The organism is Blastococcus saxobsidens (genome assembly GCF_002938435.1).
Lineage (GTDB): Bacteria > Actinomycetota > Actinomycetes > Mycobacteriales > Geodermatophilaceae > Blastococcus > Blastococcus saxobsidens.
In genome coordinates this window covers 1-16,583 of the sequence record NZ_POQT01000010.1, presented here as the reverse complement: position 1 = coordinate 16,583, position 16,583 = coordinate 1, and the positions used below count along the sequence as shown (strand labels likewise).

The 16,583-nt window shown below is 72.4% G+C and carries 11 protein-coding genes and 1 tRNA gene; 2 read left to right on the top strand and 10 right to left on the bottom strand.

Annotation, left to right across the window (positions count from 1 at the left end):
* Window positions 1–87: 87 nt before the first annotated feature.
* Both C5507_RS08350 and C5507_RS08345 read right to left on the bottom strand, forming a co-directional pair.
* Window positions 88–1,419, bottom strand: coding sequence for an ABC transporter substrate-binding protein (locus C5507_RS08350; RefSeq protein ID WP_104528077.1), 1,332 nt, complete (start codon window positions 1,417–1,419; stop codon window positions 88–90).
* Window positions 1,420–1,655: 236 nt separating this feature from the next.
* Complete coding sequence (locus C5507_RS08345; protein ID WP_104528076.1) at window positions 1,656–2,255, bottom strand: ANTAR domain-containing response regulator; 600 nt, start codon at window positions 2,253–2,255, stop codon at window positions 1,656–1,658.
* A gap of 78 nt (window positions 2,256–2,333) precedes the next feature.
* Between C5507_RS08345 and C5507_RS08340 the strand changes: the two genes are divergently transcribed.
* Both C5507_RS08340 and C5507_RS08335 read left to right on the top strand, forming a co-directional pair.
* Window positions 2,334–2,407 (top strand) — tRNA-Leu (locus C5507_RS08340).
* A gap of 213 nt (window positions 2,408–2,620) precedes the next feature.
* Window positions 2,621–4,165 carry a pyridoxal-dependent decarboxylase gene (locus C5507_RS08335; protein WP_242610993.1) on the top strand — a complete coding sequence of 515 codons (1,545 nt, stop codon included), beginning with the start codon at window positions 2,621–2,623 and terminating at the stop codon, window positions 4,163–4,165.
* Window positions 4,166–4,190: 25 nt separating this feature from the next.
* Here the strand turns inward: C5507_RS08335 and C5507_RS08330 are convergent, their stop codons facing one another.
* The 8 genes from C5507_RS08330 to C5507_RS08295 form a co-directional block, all read right to left on the bottom strand.
* Complete coding sequence (locus C5507_RS08330; RefSeq protein WP_104528075.1) at window positions 4,191–5,069, bottom strand: acyl-CoA thioesterase; 879 nt, start codon at window positions 5,067–5,069, stop codon at window positions 4,191–4,193.
* Entirely contained in the window at window positions 5,066–6,481 is a 1,416-nt protein-coding gene (gene pyk / locus C5507_RS08325) for a pyruvate kinase (RefSeq protein ID WP_104528074.1), read from the bottom strand. Before pyk ends, C5507_RS08330 begins: the two co-directional genes overlap by 4 nt.
* Before the next feature lie 158 nt (window positions 6,482–6,639).
* A complete protein-coding gene (locus tag C5507_RS08320; protein WP_104528073.1) occupies window positions 6,640–8,142 on the bottom strand; it encodes a glutamate synthase subunit beta in 1,503 nt (500 codons plus the stop codon).
* Entirely contained in the window at window positions 8,135–12,784 is a 4,650-nt protein-coding gene (gene gltB, locus C5507_RS08315) for a glutamate synthase large subunit (protein WP_104528072.1), read from the bottom strand. Before gltB ends, C5507_RS08320 begins: the two co-directional genes overlap by 8 nt.
* A gap of 336 nt (window positions 12,785–13,120) precedes the next feature.
* Window positions 13,121–14,059 carry a prolipoprotein diacylglyceryl transferase gene (gene lgt, locus C5507_RS08310; RefSeq protein WP_104528071.1) on the bottom strand — a complete coding sequence of 313 codons (939 nt, stop codon included), beginning with the start codon at window positions 14,057–14,059 and terminating at the stop codon, window positions 13,121–13,123.
* Window positions 14,056–14,856 carry a tryptophan synthase subunit alpha gene (gene trpA, locus C5507_RS08305; RefSeq protein WP_104528070.1) on the bottom strand — a complete coding sequence of 267 codons (801 nt, stop codon included), beginning with the start codon at window positions 14,854–14,856 and terminating at the stop codon, window positions 14,056–14,058. Before trpA ends, lgt begins: the two co-directional genes overlap by 4 nt.
* Window positions 14,853–16,202, bottom strand: coding sequence for a tryptophan synthase subunit beta (trpB, locus tag C5507_RS08300; RefSeq protein ID WP_104528069.1), 1,350 nt, complete (start codon window positions 16,200–16,202; stop codon window positions 14,853–14,855). The genes trpA and trpB overlap by 4 nt, the downstream gene beginning before the upstream one ends.
* Before the next feature lie 68 nt (window positions 16,203–16,270).
* Window positions 16,271–16,583, bottom strand: a 313-nt coding sequence (locus C5507_RS08295) for an HNH endonuclease signature motif containing protein (protein ID WP_170107056.1), incomplete at its 5' end; no start/stop codon positions are given.

The window sequence follows — 16,583 nt, the reverse complement described above, 5'->3', positions numbered from 1 at the left end:
GGCCACCCGGGAACGACAGTGGCCCGGCACCTGGAGAGGTGCCGGGCCACTGCGGTGCGCTACCGGGTCACGGACCCGGCGGGCGCATCAGCGCTGGGGGCCGATGCCCTGCGAGTTGAGCCCCTCGATGATGCGGGCGGACTCCTCGAAGCCGATCACCACGATGGCGTCGGGGTTGAGGTCGACCATCCGCTGGACCTCGGCGTCGAAGTTGGCCGCCGTGGGGTCGTAGACGACCAGCTCGATGCTGTCCTCGGCCAGACCGCTGGACACCAGGTTGTCGACGGTGCCCTCGGCCAGACCCGTGCCGTAGGAGTCGTTCCGGGCCAGGATCCCGACGGTGTTGGCGCCGTCCTCGATGATCAGGTCCGAGAGCGCCCGCGACTGCAGGGTGTCCGGCGGAGCGGTCCGGAAGTACAGACCGTTGTCGTTGTACGTCGTGAACTCGTCCGACGTGTTGGCGGGCGAGATCTGCACGACGCCGGCACCGGTGATCTTGTCGATGACCGTGCGGGTCACGGCCGAGGAGGCCGCACCGACGATCACGTCGACGTTCTGCTGCAGCAGGGCGTCGACCGACTGGGTGGCGATGTCGGTGGAGGTGTCACCGGAGTCGCGCTGGATCAGCTGGACCTGCTGGCCCAGCACGCCGCCGGCGGCGTTGATCTCCTGGACGGCCAGCTCGGCGCCCGCGATCTCCGGGGGACCGAGGAAGGCGAGGTCACCGGTCTGCGGCAGCAGGGTGCCGACGACCAGCGGGTCCGCGGCGGTGGCACCGGGCGCTGCCGGGGCCGGGCCCTCGTCGGACGCCGCGTTGGCCTCGTCGCCGGCCAGTTCGAACGTGGTGTCGTCGGAGATGGCGTTGTCCGGGCCGAACTGCAGGATGCCGAAGCTCGCCACGGAGGGCTCACCGGCCTCGGCGAACGCCAGCGGCCCGGAGACGCCGTCGAAGTCGGGGTTGCCGCCGCCGTCGATGATCTCCTTGCACGCGGCGAAGTCGGTGCAGGTGTCGCCACCGAAGGTCACGCCGTTGATGTAGGGCGCGAAGACGGCCGGGTCGGTGCTGCCGGCCAGCTGCGAGGCGATCGCCGCCACCATGACGGCGTCGTAGGTCTCGCCGGCGTAGTTGAAGTCCTGCAGGTTCGGGTCGATCTCCAGCAGCCGGTCGGTGAAATCGTCACCGAGGTCGGTCAGCGGGGTGGTGCCCTTCATCCCGGCGAGCGCGCCCTCCTCGGAGAAGGACTCCCCGAGGGCGTTGCCCATGTTGCCGTCGGTGCCGTAGACGTTGACCTGCTTCTCGCCGCTGTCGCCGCCGGTGTCGCCGGTGTCGCCGCCGGAGTCGCCACCACCGCAAGCGGTGAGAGCGAGGAGGGCGGCACCGGTCACGGCGATGCCTCGGGCAGTGGTGCCAGTGCGCATCAAGCAACTCCCAGTGTCATCTGACATGCGTCGCGCGGCGCCCGGAGGAAGTCGTTCCAGCCGGGAGGCGCCCGATCAGTGGGCAGAACGTAGCTGCCATCCGGGGCCCTGGCTCCGGGCGAGGACCGACCGTGATGAGGTCGTGACCAAGATATCCGCATGCTGGAACAACTTCGACCCAGTGTGATCGCTGCCGAACGTACAGTGACGGCTCCCGGTGCGCCACGCCGGCTGCGTCAGGCCGGCGCCTCCTCAGCGGTCTCCGGACCGGCCAGGATCGACTCCGCCAACGCCTTCATGCTCGTCCGCTGGTTCATGGCGGTGCGCTGGATCCACCGGAAGGCGTCGGCCTCCGACATGCCCTGGTCGGCCATGAGCCGGCCCTTGGCCTGCTCCACCACCTTGCGCGTCTCGAGGCGCTCCTCCAGGGATCGGACCTCCCCGTCCAGGGCCGTCATCTCGGCGAACCGGCCGCGGGCCACCTCGATGGCGGGCACGAGGTCGTTCTTGGAGAACGGCTTCACCAGGTACGCCATGGCCCCGGCGTCACGCGCCCGCTCGACGAGCTCCCGCTGGCTGAACGCGGTGAGGACGATGACGGGCGCGATGCGGGCCGAGGCGATCTGCTCGGCCGCGGACAGGCCGTCGAGGACCGGCATCTGGATGTCGAGGATGACCAGGTCCGGGCGCAGTTCCTGCGCGCGGTCCACGGCCTGCTGCCCGTCGCCCACCTCGGCGACGACGCGGTAGCCCTCCTCCTCCAGCATCTCCTTGAGGTCGAGGCGGATGAGCGCCTCGTCCTCGGCGATCAGAACGCGGATCGGGTCGCTGCTCACGGTTGCAGAGCCTATCGACGTCGGCCGCCGCCCACCGCCCCGCTACGCTGCTCGGGCGTCCGGGTCGACCCCGGCCACGCCCCCGTACCCCAATCGGCAGAGGGAGCGGATTCAAAACCCGCGCAGTGTGCGTTCGAGTCGCACCGGGGGCACCCACTGATCGTCGTCCTCCGGACGACACCGCGGCCACGTGCCGTTCCCCCGCTGCGCTGAGCCCCTACCGGCACTCGTCGCCGAAGCCTCCGGCCCCGGCTCCTCGCACCGCCTCGCGGGGGCGGCTCACGTCCCGGCGTCTTCGTCCTGCGGTCCGGCGCTCCTCGCGGACAGCCTCCGGGGCCCACTCGTCGCGCCGATACGGTTGCACCGTGACCGAGCCTGTCCCGCACATGACCCCTGAGCAGTTCCGGCGCCACGGCCACGAGGTGGTCGACTGGATCGCCGACTACTGGACGCGGATCGGCACCTTCCCGGTGCGATCGCAGGTCTCCCCCGGCGACGTCCGAGCCTCGCTGCCCGCCGCCGCTCCGGAGCACGGTGAGGGCTTCGACGCCATCCTCGCCGACCTCGACCGCGTCGTCCTGCCCGGCGTGACGCACTGGCAGCACCCTGGGTTCTTCGGGTACTTCCCGGCGAACACCTCCGGCCCCTCGGTGCTGGGCGACCTGGTCTCGGCCGGGCTGGGCGTCCAGGGGATGTCGTGGGTGACCAGCCCGGCCGCCACCGAGCTCGAGCAGCAGGTCATGGACTGGCTGGCCGACCTGCTCGGGCTGCCGGAGTCGTTCCGCTCCACCGGCACCGGGGGCGGCGTCGTCCAGGACTCCAGCTCCGGGGCGAACCTCGTCGCCCTCCTCGCCGCACTGCACCGGCGGTCCGGCGGTGCCACGGTCCGGCAGGGGGTCGAGCCGGAGCGGGCCACCGTGTACGTCTCCAGCGAGACGCACTCGTCGATGGAGAAGGCGGTGCGCATCGCGGGTCTCGGCACCGACGCCGTCCGGATCGTGGAGGTCGACGGCGACCTCGGCATGAACCCCGGCGCGCTGGCCGCCCGCCTGGAGCGCGACGTCGCCCGCGGGTACCGGCCGGTGCTGGTGTGCGCCACGGTCGGCACGACGTCCACCACCGCCGTCGACCCGCTGGCCGCGATCGGGTTGATCTGCCAGAAGCACGGCGCCTGGCTGCACGTCGACGCCGCCTACGCGGGCGTCAGCGCCGTCGCGCCGGAGCTGCGGGAACTGCAGGCCGGCGTCGAGTGGGCCGACAGCTACACCACCGACGCGCACAAGTGGCTGCTCACCGGCTTCGACGCCACGCTCTTCTGGGTCGCCGACCGGGCGGCCCTCACCGGCGCGCTGGCGATCCTGCCGGACTACCTGCGCAACGCCGCCACCGACGCCGGCGCGGTCGTCGACTTCCGGGACTGGCAGATCCCGCTCGGCCGCCGGTTCCGCGCGCTGAAGCTCTGGTTCGTCGTCCGCTGGTACGGCGCGGAGGGGCTGCGGGCGCACATCCGCTCGCACGTCGCCCTGGCGCAGGAACTGGCCGGCTGGGCCGACGCCGACGAGCGGTTCGACGTCGTCGCGCCGCACCCGCTGTCGCTGGTGTGCCTCAGGCCGCGTTGGCCCGAGGGTGTGGACGCCGACGTCGCCACCATGACGCTGCTGGAGCGGCTCAACGACGGTGGCGAGGTCTTCCTGACCCACACGACCGTCCGCCGGGAACCGGTGCTGCGCGTGGCGGTGGGCTCCCCGGCGACGACGCGGGAGCACGTCGAGCGGGTCTGGGCGCTGCTCACGGAGGGCCACGACTGGCTGGCCGCCGACTTCGCCGCTCAGGCCGCCGAGCAGGCCGCCGCCCGCGCGGCCGAGCGGGCACGTGCCGAGGAGACGCCTGCCGCGGACACCCCGGCCTGATCGCCGCCCGGCGGGACGGAGGAGCTCAGCGGTCCAGGGACCGGATGAGCCCCTCCTGGGCGACGGTGGCCACGTGCGTGCCGTCCGCGGACCAGATCTGCCCGAAGCACAGCGCCCGGCCCGACGACGCCGCCGGGCTGTCGGTCTCGTAGAGCAACCAGTCGTCGGCGCGCACGGGCCGGTGGAACCAGACCGCGTGGTCCAGGCTTGCGCCGATGAAGTCCGGCCAGCCCCCGCCGAGCCGCGCGAACCCCGCGGAGAGCAGGGTCAGGTCGCTCACGAACGTCAGGGCCGCGGCGTGGACGACAGGGTCGTCGTCCAGGTCGCCGGCGACGCGGAACCAGGTGTGTGACTGGGTGTGCGGCGGGGACTTCGGCGGGGCGGCGAAGGGGTCCTGGGTGAAGCGCTGCTCGACCACCGTGCCCATCGCCTCCATCCAAGCCGCGCGCTCGCCGTGCCGGGCGACGATCTCGCCGGTGCCGGGCAGCTCCTCGGGGCGGGGCACGCCGGGCATCGGCAGCGAGTGCTCGGCGACGGCGGCCTCCCCCGCGTGGAAGTCGGCGGTCAGCGCGAAGATGGCGACGTCCTCGCCCTTGCGCCGCTGGCAGGCGATCACCCGCCGGGTGGTGAAGGACCGGCCGTCCCGGATGCGGTCGACGGAGTAGCGGATCTCCTCCGTCGGGTCCCCGGGCCGCAGGAAGTAGGAGTGCAGCGAGTGCACACCCCGGTCGGCCGGGACGGTGCGCCCCGCGGCCACGATCGCCTGGCCGGCCACCTGGCCGCCGAAGATCCGCTGCCGCTCGGTGCTCGGCGTCTTCCCGACGAAGACGTCCTCCTCGCGCTCGGCGAGGTCGAGCACCGACAGCAGCGATGCCGCCTGGGTGTCCTCCGGCCCGTCGCTCACGAGTCCGTCCCCACCTCGTGGACCCGGATCAGGTTGGTCGACCCCACGGTGTTGGGCGGGCTGCCGGCCACGACGACGACGCGGTCGCCGACCTTGAGCCGGCCGATCGACAGCAGCGAGAAGTCCACCTGCTCGACCATGTCGTCGGTGTGCTCCACCGCAGGGACCAGGAACGTCTCGACACCCCAGGACAGGGCCAGCTGGCTGCGGACGCGGGCGTCGACGGTGAAGGCGAGCAGCGGCTGACGGGGGTGCAGCGCCGCCAGCCGGCGGGCGGTCTCCCCCGTCTGCGTGAACGTGGCCAGCGCCTTCACGTCGAGCGACTCACCGATGTCCCGGGCCGCGCGCACGATCGCACCCGACCGCGACCGGGAGACCCGCGCCACCTCGGGCACCCACAGGTGGTCGCTCTCGACGGCCTCGATGATCCGCTCCATCGTCCGCACGGCGCCGATCGGGAACGCCCCGACCGAGGTCTCCCCGGACAGCATGACCGCGTCGGCGCCGTCGAGCACCGCGTTGGCGACGTCGGAGGCCTCGGCGCGGGTCGGCCGGGAGTTGGTGATCATCGACTCGAGCATCTGCGTGGCCACGATGACCGGCTTGTTCCGCTCGCGGGCGGCCTGGATGGCCCGCTTCTGCACCAGCGGGACCTGCTCCAGGGGCAGCTCCACGCCGAGGTCACCGCGGGCGACCATGATGCCGTCGAACGCCTCGACGATCGCGTCGAGGTTCCGCACCGCCTCGGGCTTCTCCAGCTTGGCGATGACGGGGACGTGGATGTCCTCCTGCCGCATGATGTCGCGCACCAGGGAGGCGTCGGCGGGCGAGCGCACGAACGACAGCGCGACGAAGTCCACGCCCATCTGCAGCGCGAAGCGGAGGTCCCGCTCGTCCTTGTCCGACAGCGGCGGGACGCTCACCGCGACGCCGGGCAGCGAGAGACCCTTGTTGTTGGAGACCGGGCCGCCCTCGACGACGAGGCAGAAGACGTCGGGGCCCTGCACGCGGACCACGCTCAGCGACAGGTTGCCGTCGTCGACCAGGAGCCGGTCGCCGACCTTCACGTCGTTGGCGAGGTTCTTGTAGGTGGTGGAGACCCGCTCGGCCGTGCCGGCGACGTCCTCCACGGTGATGCAGACCTCGCTGCCGGTGGTCCAGGTGACCGGGCCGTCCGCGAAGGTGCCGAGGCGGATCTTGGGGCCCTGCAGGTCGGCGAGGATCGCCACCGCATGACCGATGCGGTCGGAGGCCTCGCGCACCCGGCCGTAGCTGGCGGCGTGGTCCTCGTGCGACCCGTGGCTGAAGTTGAGCCGGGCCACGTCCATGCCCGCCTCTACGAGGGCAGCCACCTGCTCCGCCGAGGTGGTGGCCGGACCCAGGGTGCAGACGATCTTCGCGCGTCGGGACATGGCGACAACGCTATGGCATGGCGATCCTCCGGACCGCACCGCGGCCCCGTGCCGTTCCCCACTGGCGCGGAGCCGTTTCCCGTGTCCCGGTCGGGGACCCTTCGGGCCCCGCGACCGGTCCACAGGCTGCGCGCTCGGTGAGCCGAACGCGACTTCGTCTACCGGAGCGCGACCGCGGTGGGGGTCACCGGGCGCGGCAGCATCGAGCTGCCGGTGAGCCAGGTGTCGACGGCGGCCGCGGCGGCACGGCCCTCGGCGATCGCCCAGACGATCAGCGACTGCCCGCGGCCGATGTCGCCGGCGACGAACACGCCGGGCACGGTGGACATGAACTCGTCGTCGCGGGAGACGTTCCCGCGACCGTCGACCTCGACGCCGAGGGTGTCGACCAAGCCCTCGCGCTGGGCGCCGGTGAACCCCATCGCGAGGAAGACCAGGTCCGCCGGCAGCTCGCGCTCGCTGCCCTCGATCTTCTGGAACCGGCCGTCGACCCGCTCCACCTCGTGGATGAGCAGCGCCCGGACGCGACCCCCCGTGCCGTCGGCGCTGTCTCCCACGAATCGCTCGGTGTTGACCGAGTAGAGCCGCTCGCCGCCCTCCTCGTGCGCGCTGGAGACACGCATGATCATCGGGTAGGTCGGCCACGGGTTGCTGTCGTGCGCCCGCCGGTCCGGAGGCTCGGGCATGATCTCCAGCTGCGCGACCGAGGCCGCGCCCTGCCGGTGCGCAGTGCCCAGGCAGTCCGCCCCGGTGTCACCGCCGCCGATGATCACGACGTGCTTGCCGTGGGCGTCGATCGGCGGGGAGTCCAGCTCGCCGAGGGCCTGCCGGTTGCCGTAGGGCAGGTACTCCATGGCCAGGTGGATGCCGGCGAGCTCGCGGCCCGGGGCGGGCAGGTCACGGCCGACGGTCGCCCCACCGGCCAGCACCACGGCCTCGAAGTCCCCGCGCAGCTGCTCGACCGACAGATCGGCCTCGGCGCTGCCGCCGACCTCGACGCCGGTGACGAACCGGGTGCCCTCGGCGCGCATCTGGTCCAGCCGCCGGTCCAGGACGGACTTCTCCATCTTGAACTCGGGGATCCCGTAGCGGAGCAGACCACCGATCCGGTCGGCCCGCTCGAACACCGTGACGTCGTGCCCGGCACGGGTGAGCTGCTGGGCGGCGGCCAGGCCGGCCGGCCCGGAGCCGACGACGGCGATCTTCTTGCCGCTGCGCTCGGCCGGGGTCTGGGGGGTCACCCAGCCCTCGTCCCAGGCGCGGTCGATGATCTCCCACTCGATCTGCTTGATCGTGACCGGCGACTCCTGCAGGTTCAGCACGCAGGAGCCCTCGCACGGCGCCGGGCAGAGCTTCCCGGTGAACTCCGGGAAGTTGTTCGTCGCGTGCAGCCGCTCGATGGCGTCCTGCCAGTCGTCGCGGCGGGCGAGGTCGTTCCACTCCGGGATCAGGTTCGCCACCGGGCAGGCGTGGTGGCAGAACGGGATGCCGCAGTCCATGCAGCGGGCCGCCTGGGTGCGCACCTCAGCCGTCGGGAACAGCGGGTCCTCGCCGTTCTGACGCCTGCTGTAGACGTCCTTCCAGTCCATGATCCGCAGCTCGACGGGACGCCGGGGCGGCGTCGCGCGCTCGTACTTCAGGAAACCGGTCTGGTCAGCCACGAGCGGCCTCCATCACTGCTCGATCCACATCGATACCTGCGGCCTCGGCGGCACGCCGGGCCTCCAGCGCGCGGCGGTAGTCCCGCGGCATGATCACGCTGAACTGCTCCGACCAGCGGCCCCAGTCGGCCAGCAGCGCGGCGGCCACGGTCGACTCGGTGTCGGCGGCGTACCGCACGAGCACGTCGCGCAGCCACTGCGCACCCTCGCCGTCCAGCGGCTCCACGTCGACCATCTCGGGATTCACCCGGTGCCGGGCCAGGTCCAGCACGTAGCCGATCCCGCCCGACATGCCCGCGGCGATGTTGCGGCCGGTCTGGCCGAGGATCACCGCGCGACCGCCGGTCATGTACTCCAGCGCGTGGTCGCCCACGCCCTCGACGACGGCCAGCGCACCGGAGTTGCGCACGCAGAAGCGCTCGCCGACCCGGCCGCGCAGGAAGATCTCCCCGCCCGTGGCGCCGTAGCCGATGACGTTGCCGGCGATGACGTTGTCCTCCGCGAGGAAGGGCGCCTCGCGCGAGGGCCGGACGATGATCCGACCGCCCGAGAGCCCCTTGCCGACGTAGTCGTTGGCGTCGCCGAACAACCGCATGGTGATGCCGCGGGGCACGAAGGCGCCGAACGACTGGCCGGCCGACCCACCGAAGGTGAGGTCGATCGTGCCGTCGGGCAGGCCCTCGCCGCCGAAGCGCCGGGTGACCATCGAGCCCAGCATCGTGCCGACGGTGCGGTTGACGTTGCGCACCGGCAGCTCGAGGCTCACCGGTCGGGCGTCGAGGAGCGCGCCCTCGCACAGCTGGATCAGTGTCTGGTCCAGGGCCACGTCCAGGCCGTGGTCCTGCCCGCGCACCCGGCGGCGCGGCGCGCCCTCCGGGAGGTCGGGCACCACGAGGACCGGCGAGAGGTCGAGCCCCTGCGCCTTCCAGTGGCCAACGGCCTTGCGGGTGTCCAGCAGCTCGGCGCGCCCGACGGCCTCGTCGATCGAGCGGAAGCCCAGCTCGGCGAGGTAGCCGCGCACCTGCTCGGCGAGGAACTCGAAGAAGGTGACGACGAACTCCGGTCGCCCGGTGAACCGCTTGCGCAGCTCCGGGTTCTGCGTGGCCACGCCCACGGGGCAGGTGTCGAGGTGGCAGACCCGCATCATCACGCAGCCGGAGACCACCAGCGGCGCGGTGGCGAACCCGAACTCCTCGGCACCCAGCAGCGCGGCGACGACGACGTCGCGCCCGGTCTTCATCTGCCCGTCGACCTGCACGGTGATGCGGTCGCGCAGCCCGTTGGCCAGCAGCGTCTGCTGGGTCTCGGCCAGCCCCAGCTCCCACGGGGAACCGGCGTGCTTGAGCGACGTCAGCGGGGCGGCACCGGTGCCGCCGTCGAACCCGGAGATGAGGACGACGTCGGCGTGCGCCTTGCTGACACCGGCCGCGACCGTCCCGACGCCGACCTCGGCGACCAGCTTGACGTGGACCCTTGCTGCGTCGTTGGCGTTCTTAAGGTCGTGGATCAGCTGCTTGAGGTCTTCGATGGAGTAGATGTCGTGGTGCGGCGGCGGGCTGATCAGGCCGACGCCCGGCGTCGAGTGCCGGGTGCGGGCCACCCACGGGTAGACCTTGGCGCCGGGCAGCTGCCCGCCCTCGCCGGGCTTGGCGCCCTGGGCCATCTTGATCTGGATGTCGTCGGCGTTGACGAGGTACTCGCTGGTGACGCCGAACCGGCCGGAGGCCACCTGCTTGATCGCCGAGCGGCGCAGGTCGCCGTTCGGGTCGGCCGTGAAGCGGTCCGGGTCCTCGCCGCCCTCACCGGTGTTGGACCGCCCACCGAGGCGGTTCATCGCGATGGCCAGGGTCTCGTGGGCCTCCTGCGAGATGGAGCCGTAGCTCATCGCGCCGGTGTTGAAGCGCTTGACGATCTCGCTGACCGGCTCGACCTCGTCGATCGGCACCGGCGGGCGCACGCCGGTCCGCAGCGTGAACAGGCCGCGCAGCGTGGCTGCGTCCTCGGACATCTTGTCGACCGTCTGCGTGTACTTCTCGAAGACGTCGAACTGCCGCGACCGGGTGGCGTGCTGGAGCAGGAACACCGTCTCGGGGTTGAACAGGTGCACCTCGCCCTCGCGACGCCACTGGTACTCGCCGCCGGTCTCGAGCCGGCGGTGCGCCCGCTCGGTCGGGTTGTCCGGGTAGGCGCGCCGGTGGCGCATGGCCACCTCCTCGGCCAGCACGTCGATGCCGACGCCGCCCAGCGGCGCGGAGGTGCCGGTGAAGTACTCGTCGACGATCTCCTGGGAGAGGCCGACGGCCTCGAAGATCTGCGCCATCGTGTACGAGCCGACGGTGCTGATGCCCATCTTGCTCATCACCTTCAGGACGCCCTTGCCCAGCGCCTTGACGATGTTGCGGACGGCCTGGGCGGGTTCGACGCCGGTGAGGACGCCGTCGCGGATGAGGTCCTCGATGGACTCGAACGCCAGGTAGGGGTTGACCGCAGCCGCGCCGTAGCCGAGCAGCAGCGCGACGTGGTGCACCTCGCGGCAGTCGCCGGACTCGACGACGAGGCCGACCTCCATGCGGGTCTTCTCCCGCACCAGGTGGTGGTGAACGGCGGCGGTCATGAGCAGCGACGGGATGGGCGCGCGCTGCTCGTCGCAGTCCCGGTCGGACAGCACGATGATCCGCGCCCCGGCGGCGATCGCCTTGCTCACCTTGCCGCGCAGCTGCTCGATGGCCTCGGCCAGCGCCGTCCCGCCGCCGTCGACGTCGAAGTGGCCGGTGATCCGGACGGCGGCGAAACCGGGCAGGTCGCCGTCGTCGTCGATGTGCAGGATCTTGGCCAGCTCGTCGTTGTCGATGACCGGGAACGGCACGGTGACCTGCCGGCAGGAGGCCGGCATCGCCTGGAGCAGGTTCTGCTCGGGGCCGAAGGTGCGCCCGAGGCTGGTCACCAGCTCCTCGCGGATGGCGTCCAGCGGCGGGTTGGTCACCTGGGCGAACAGCTGCCCGAAGTAGTCGTAGAGCAGCCGGGAGCGGTCCGACAGCGGCGCGATGGGGGTGTCGGTGCCCATGGACCCGATGGGCTCGGCACCGCTGGCCGCCATCGGCTGGACGAGGAGGCGCAGGTCCTCCTCGGTGTAGCCGAAGAGCATCTGCCGCCGGACGACGGACTCGTGGCTGGGCCGCGAGCGGCGGCGCTCGGGCAGCTGGGGCAGGTGCACCAGGCCGGCGTGCAGCCAGTCCTCGTACGGCTCGGCCGCGGCCAGCGCGCCCTTGACCTCCTCGTCGGAGACGATCCGCCCGGAGGCGGTGTCGACGAGGAACATCCGGCCCGGCTGCAGCCGGCCCTTGGCGACGATGTCGGCCGCGGGGATGTCGAGGACGCCGACCTCGCTGGCCATGACCACGAGGTCGTCCTTGGTGTGCCACCAGCGGCCCGGGCGCAGGCCGTTGCGGTCCAGGACCGCGCCGATCAGCGTGCCGTCGGTGAAGCAGACGGCGGCAGGGCCGTCCCAGGGCTCCATGATCGAGGAGTGGAACCGGTAGAAGGCCCGGCGGGCCGGGTCCATCTCGTCGTGGTTCTCCCACGCCTCCGGGATCATCATGAGAACGGCGTGCGGCAGCGAGCGGCCCGACAGGTGCAGCAGCTCGAGCACCTCGTCGAAGGTCGCCGAGTCGCTGAAGTCGCTGGCGGTGACGGGGAAGATCCGCTCCAGGCCCAGCTCCGACGCGGGGCCCGCCGGCCCGTCGAACATCTCGGTCTCGAGCTTGGCCTCGCGGGCTCGCATGCGGTTGCGGTTGCCCTTGATCGTGTTGATCTCGCCGTTGTGCGCGATGAAGCGGAACGGGTGGGCCAGCGGCCAGCTCGGGAACGTGTTGGTGGAGAACCGGCTGTGCACCAGCGCGATCGCCGACTCGTAGCGCTCGTCGCGCAGGTCGGGGAAGAACAGCGGCAGCTGGTCGGTCGTCAGCATGCCCTTGTAGGTGATCGTCCGCGACGACAGCGAGGCGATGTAGAGCGAGCTCCCGGCGTCGACCGCGGCGCGCTCGGCCCGCTTGCGGAGCACGAACGAACGCCGCTCCAGGCGGGTGACGCCGTTGCACTCGACGTTGCCGCCGAAGGCCTTCTCGTCGGCGCGGGCGCCCATCGTCTCGGCGACGAACAACTGCGCGAAGTGCGGCATGACCGCGCAGGCGGTGGGGCCGAGGTCGGCGCGCTCGGGGTCCACCGGCACGTCGCGCCAGCCGAGGACGGTCAGGCCCTCCTCCTCCGCGAGCCGGGCGACGTCGGAGTAGCGGGCGGCCCTCTCGGAGTCGTCGGTCGGGAGGAAGGCGATGCCGACCGCGTACTCGCCCATGGGCGGCAGGTCGAAGTCGACCGAGGCCCGCAGCAGGGCGTCCGGGATCTGGGTCAGGATGCCGGCGCCGTCGCCGGAGTTCGGTTCGGCACCGGCGGCACCGCGGTGGTCGAGGTTGTGCAGCGCCGTGAGGCCGGCCTGCACGATGCGCCTGCTGCGTCGGCCGCGGGCGTCGGCCACGAAGGCGACACCGCAGGCGTCCTTGTCGTTCGCCGGGTCGTACAGCCCCACCGGGGCGGGCAGGGCGGAGAACGGGACAGCCGTGGGGGCGGGGGCGGGAAGGTCGGTCATGTCACTCCCGTCGTCGGCGCACGTCGTCCCTCGGGTGAGGGCGGACGGCGGGCGGGGCCGAAAGGTCGAAGGCGGCAGGTGCGGAGCGCCGGGGTCCGGCCGGTCAGAGGTGCCCCGGCCGTCTCTGGCGTGCGAACCCGACGGGTGGTGCCACCGGGCCGTCGTCCGCGGGGCGACGCTGGCCCGGTCCGACTCTGAGACCCTGCCAGGATCGCTGGCGAGTCAGCCCGAAGGGTACACAGCCGTAACAGGTCTCTGACATGACGGAGAACACGCCACGCCAGGCTGTCCGGATCGCCGCGATCCCTGGCCGGGCAGGGGCGTCCCGGACATGACTCAGGTGGCGGCGGGCGGCTCGTGATCGCTGTCGCGGGCATGGGTGCGGCTGTTCCCCGACCGGCGGCCGGTCACCTCCGGGGTCCGCTCCGCCGCGACCTCGGAGCGGTCGATCACCTCGCGGGGCCTGCCCCGCTGCCAGACGAAGTAGGCCACGGCCAGGAGGCCGACGATCACCGCGGTGTAGACGTTGAGCCGGACGCCGAGGAACGTCTCGGCCGGGTCGACGCGCAGGAGTTCGATCCACAACCGGCCGGCGGTGTAGGCCATGACGTAGAGCGCGAACACCCGGCCGTGGCCGAGCCGGAACCGTCGGTCCGCCCAGATCACGAAGGCGGCGGCCGCGAGGTTCCACAGCAGCTCGTAGAGGAACGTCGGGTGGAAGGTGCCGAGCACGACCGGCTCCCCGTCGGCCCCGGTGACCGCCCGGCCGCCGCTCCACTCGTAGATCGTGAGGGCCCACGGCAGGTCGGTCGGGCCGCCGTAGAGCTCGTTGTTGAACCAGTTGCCCAGCCGCCCGATCGCTTGGGCGACCAGCAGTCCGGGCGCCACCGCGTCGGCGAAGGCCGGCAGCGGGATGCCACGGCGCCGGCACGCGATCCACGCTCCTACGCCGCCGAGGGCGATCGCGCCCCAGATACCGAGGCCCCCCTCCCAGATGGCGAAGGCCCGCAGCGGGTCACCGCCCTCGCCGAAGTAGGGGCGGGGGCTGGAGATCACGTGGTAGATCCGGCCGCCGACGATGCCGAAGGGCACCGCCCAGACGGCGATGTCGAGCACGTCCTCGGCCAGCCCGCCCCGGGCGACCCAGCGCTTCTGCGTGATCCAGACGGCCAGCACGATGCCGGCGACGATGCACAGCGCGTAGGCGCGGATCGGCAGCGGGCCGAGCTCCCACACGCCCTGGGTCGGGCTCGGGATGGCGGCGAGGACGGTCATGCCCGCACCCCCGCGCGGCGGACGCCGGCGGCCAGGTCCTCGGTCAGGGCACGCACACCGTCGGGGCCACGGCCGTCGAGCATCGCCCGCACGTAGGCCGAGCCGACGATGACGCCGTCGGCGAAGGCGGCGAGCTCCGCGGCCTGGGCGCCGTTCGAGACACCGAGCCCGACGCACAGCGGGATGTCCGGACGCGCCTCGCGCGTGCGGGCCACCAGCGTCTGCGCCGCGTCGCTCACGGTGGCCCGGGCACCGGTCACGCCCATGGTGGAGGCGACGTAGACGAAGCCCCGGCTCGCGGCGGCCGTGGAGCGCAGCCGTGCGTCGGTCGACGAGGGGGCGACCAGGAAGACCCGGTCGAGGTCGGCCCGCTCGCTCGCGGCGATCCACTCCCCCGCCTCGTCGGGGATGAGGTCGGGGGTGATCGCTCCGGCGCCGCCGGCCGCGGCCAGGTCGGTCGCGAAGCGGTCGACGCCGTAGCGCTCGATCGGGTTCCAGTAGCTCATCACCACGGCGGCGGCACCGGCCGCGGACACGGCCTCGACCGCGTGCAGCACGTCGCGCATGCCGACCCCGGCCCGGACGGCGACGTCCACGGCCTCCTGGATGACGGGGCCGTCGATGCCGGGGTCGCTGTAGGGCACGCCGATCTCGATCGCGTCGGCACCGGCCTCCACGATGGCGACCATGGCCGCGATCGAGGCGTCGACGTCCGGGTAGCCGACCGGGAGGTAGCCGATCAGGGCGGCCCGCCCCTCGGCCTTCGCGGCCCCGATGCGGTCCTCGAGCGTGCTCATGCCCGTTCCCCCGCGTCCTGGCCGGCGACGGCCTCGTGGTTGCTGACCGCGCCCTCGGTGGGCTGCTGGTCGGTGTCCATGCCCGGCCCCGGGGCGACCTGCTCGCGGTCGCCCAGCCCGAACCAGCGGGACGCCGTCTCCACGTCCTTGTCGCCGCGGCCGGAGAGGTTCACCAGCAGCAGCGCGCCAGGGTCGACCTCCCGGCCGAGCTTCATCGCCCCGGCCAGTGCGTGCGCGGACTCGATCGCCGGGATGATGCCCTCGGTGCGGCAGAGCAGCGCGAACGCCTCCATCGCCTCGGCGTCGGTGATCGGGCGGTACTCGGCGCGGCCGATGTCGTGCAGGTAGGAGTGCTCGGGGCCGACGCCCGGGTAGTCCAGACCGGCGCTGATCGAGTGCGACTCGATCGTCTGGCCGTTGTCGTCCTGCAGGAGGTACGAGCGGGCGCCGTGCAGCACGCCCGGGGTGCCGCCGGTGATGGTGGCCGCGTGCCGCGGGGTGTCGACGCCGTCGCCACCGGCCTCGAGGCCGATCAGCCGGACGCCGCCGTCGGGCACGAAGGCGGTGAAGATGCCGATCGCGTTGGAGCCGCCGCCTACGCAAGCCAGGACGGCGTCGGGCAGCCGTCCCTCCCGCTCGAGCACCTGGCCGCGGGCCTCGTCCCCGATGACCCGCTGGAAGTCGCGGACCATGGCCGGGAACGGATGCGGGCCGGCGACGGTGCCGAAGACGTAGTTGGTGGTCTCGACGTTGGTCACCCAGTCGCGGAACGCCTCGTTGATGGCGTCCTTGAGGGTGCGCGATCCGGTGGTCACCGGGACGACCTCCGCGCCGAGCAGCCGCATGCGGGCCACGTTCAGCGCCTGGCGGCGGGTGTCCTCCTCGCCCATGTAGACGGTGCAGGACAGCCCCATGAGCGCCGCCGCGGTCGCGGTGGCCACACCGTGCTGGCCCGCGCCGGTCTCGGCGATGACCCGCGTCTTGCCGATCCGCTTCGTCAGCAGGGCCTGACCCAGCACGTTGTTGATCTTGTGCGAGCCGGTGTGGTTGAGGTCCTCGCGCTTGAGCAGCACCCGGGCGCCGCCGCAGTGCTCGGCGAACTTCGGCACCTCGGTGACCGGACTGGGGCGGCCGGTGTAGTCGCGCTGCAGCCGGGCGAACTCGTCGAGGAACGCCGGATCGACCCGCATGGCCTCGTAGGCCTCGGTCAGCTCGTCGAGCGCGGCGATGAGCGCCTCGGGCACGAAGCGGCCGCCGAAGATGCCGAAGTGGCCCGTCGCGTCGGGCCAGCTCGGGCGCGCCGGGAGGGAGAGTTCTCCGGGCTGCGGCGGGCTGGTCGTCGTCATGTCCCCCAGTGTCTCCCGTAACCGCCGGACAGCGGCGCAGGGGTCACCGCCATGTCACCGGACCGGTGTCAGAACGGCGGTGGATCGTCCGCCGGGTCCGGTGGCGGTTGCGGTGGTTCGGGAAGCACTCGGTAGCCGGGGGGTCGGCTGGTGCGGGTGACGCCGGAGGGCGTGAGGACGGTGAGCACGCCGTCGTCGTCGAGCGTGTGGACCCACCCCGGTGCGTGGGTCTTGAGCCGGTGGTGGCGGCGGCACAGGCAGCAGAGGTTGTCGCAGGAGGTCTCCCCGCCGGCGGCGTGCGGGATGACGTGGTCCAGGTCGGCCCAGCCGGCGGGCACGGTGCAGCCGGGGTGCCGGCAGGTGCGGTCCCGGGCCGGCAGG

What these genes read in the sequence shown, in the direction of transcription:
- lgt (WP_104528071.1), bottom strand. Translation starts at nt 14,059, where the DNA reads ATGACCGTCCTCGCCGCCATCCCGAGCCCGACCCAGGGCGTGTGGGAG.
- trpB (WP_104528069.1), bottom strand. Translation starts at nt 16,202, where the DNA reads ATGACGACGACCAGCCCGCCGCAGCCCGGAGAACTCTCCCTCCCGGCG.
- gltB (WP_104528072.1), bottom strand. Translation starts at nt 12,784, where the DNA reads ATGACCGACCTTCCCGCCCCCGCCCCCACGGCTGTCCCGTTCTCCGCC.
- C5507_RS08350 (WP_104528077.1), bottom strand. Translation starts at nt 1,419, where the DNA reads ATGCGCACTGGCACCACTGCCCGAGGCATCGCCGTGACCGGTGCCGCC.
- trpA (WP_104528070.1), bottom strand. Translation starts at nt 14,856, where the DNA reads ATGAGCACGCTCGAGGACCGCATCGGGGCCGCGAAGGCCGAGGGGCGG.
- pyk (WP_104528074.1), bottom strand. Translation starts at nt 6,481, where the DNA reads ATGTCCCGACGCGCGAAGATCGTCTGCACCCTGGGTCCGGCCACCACC.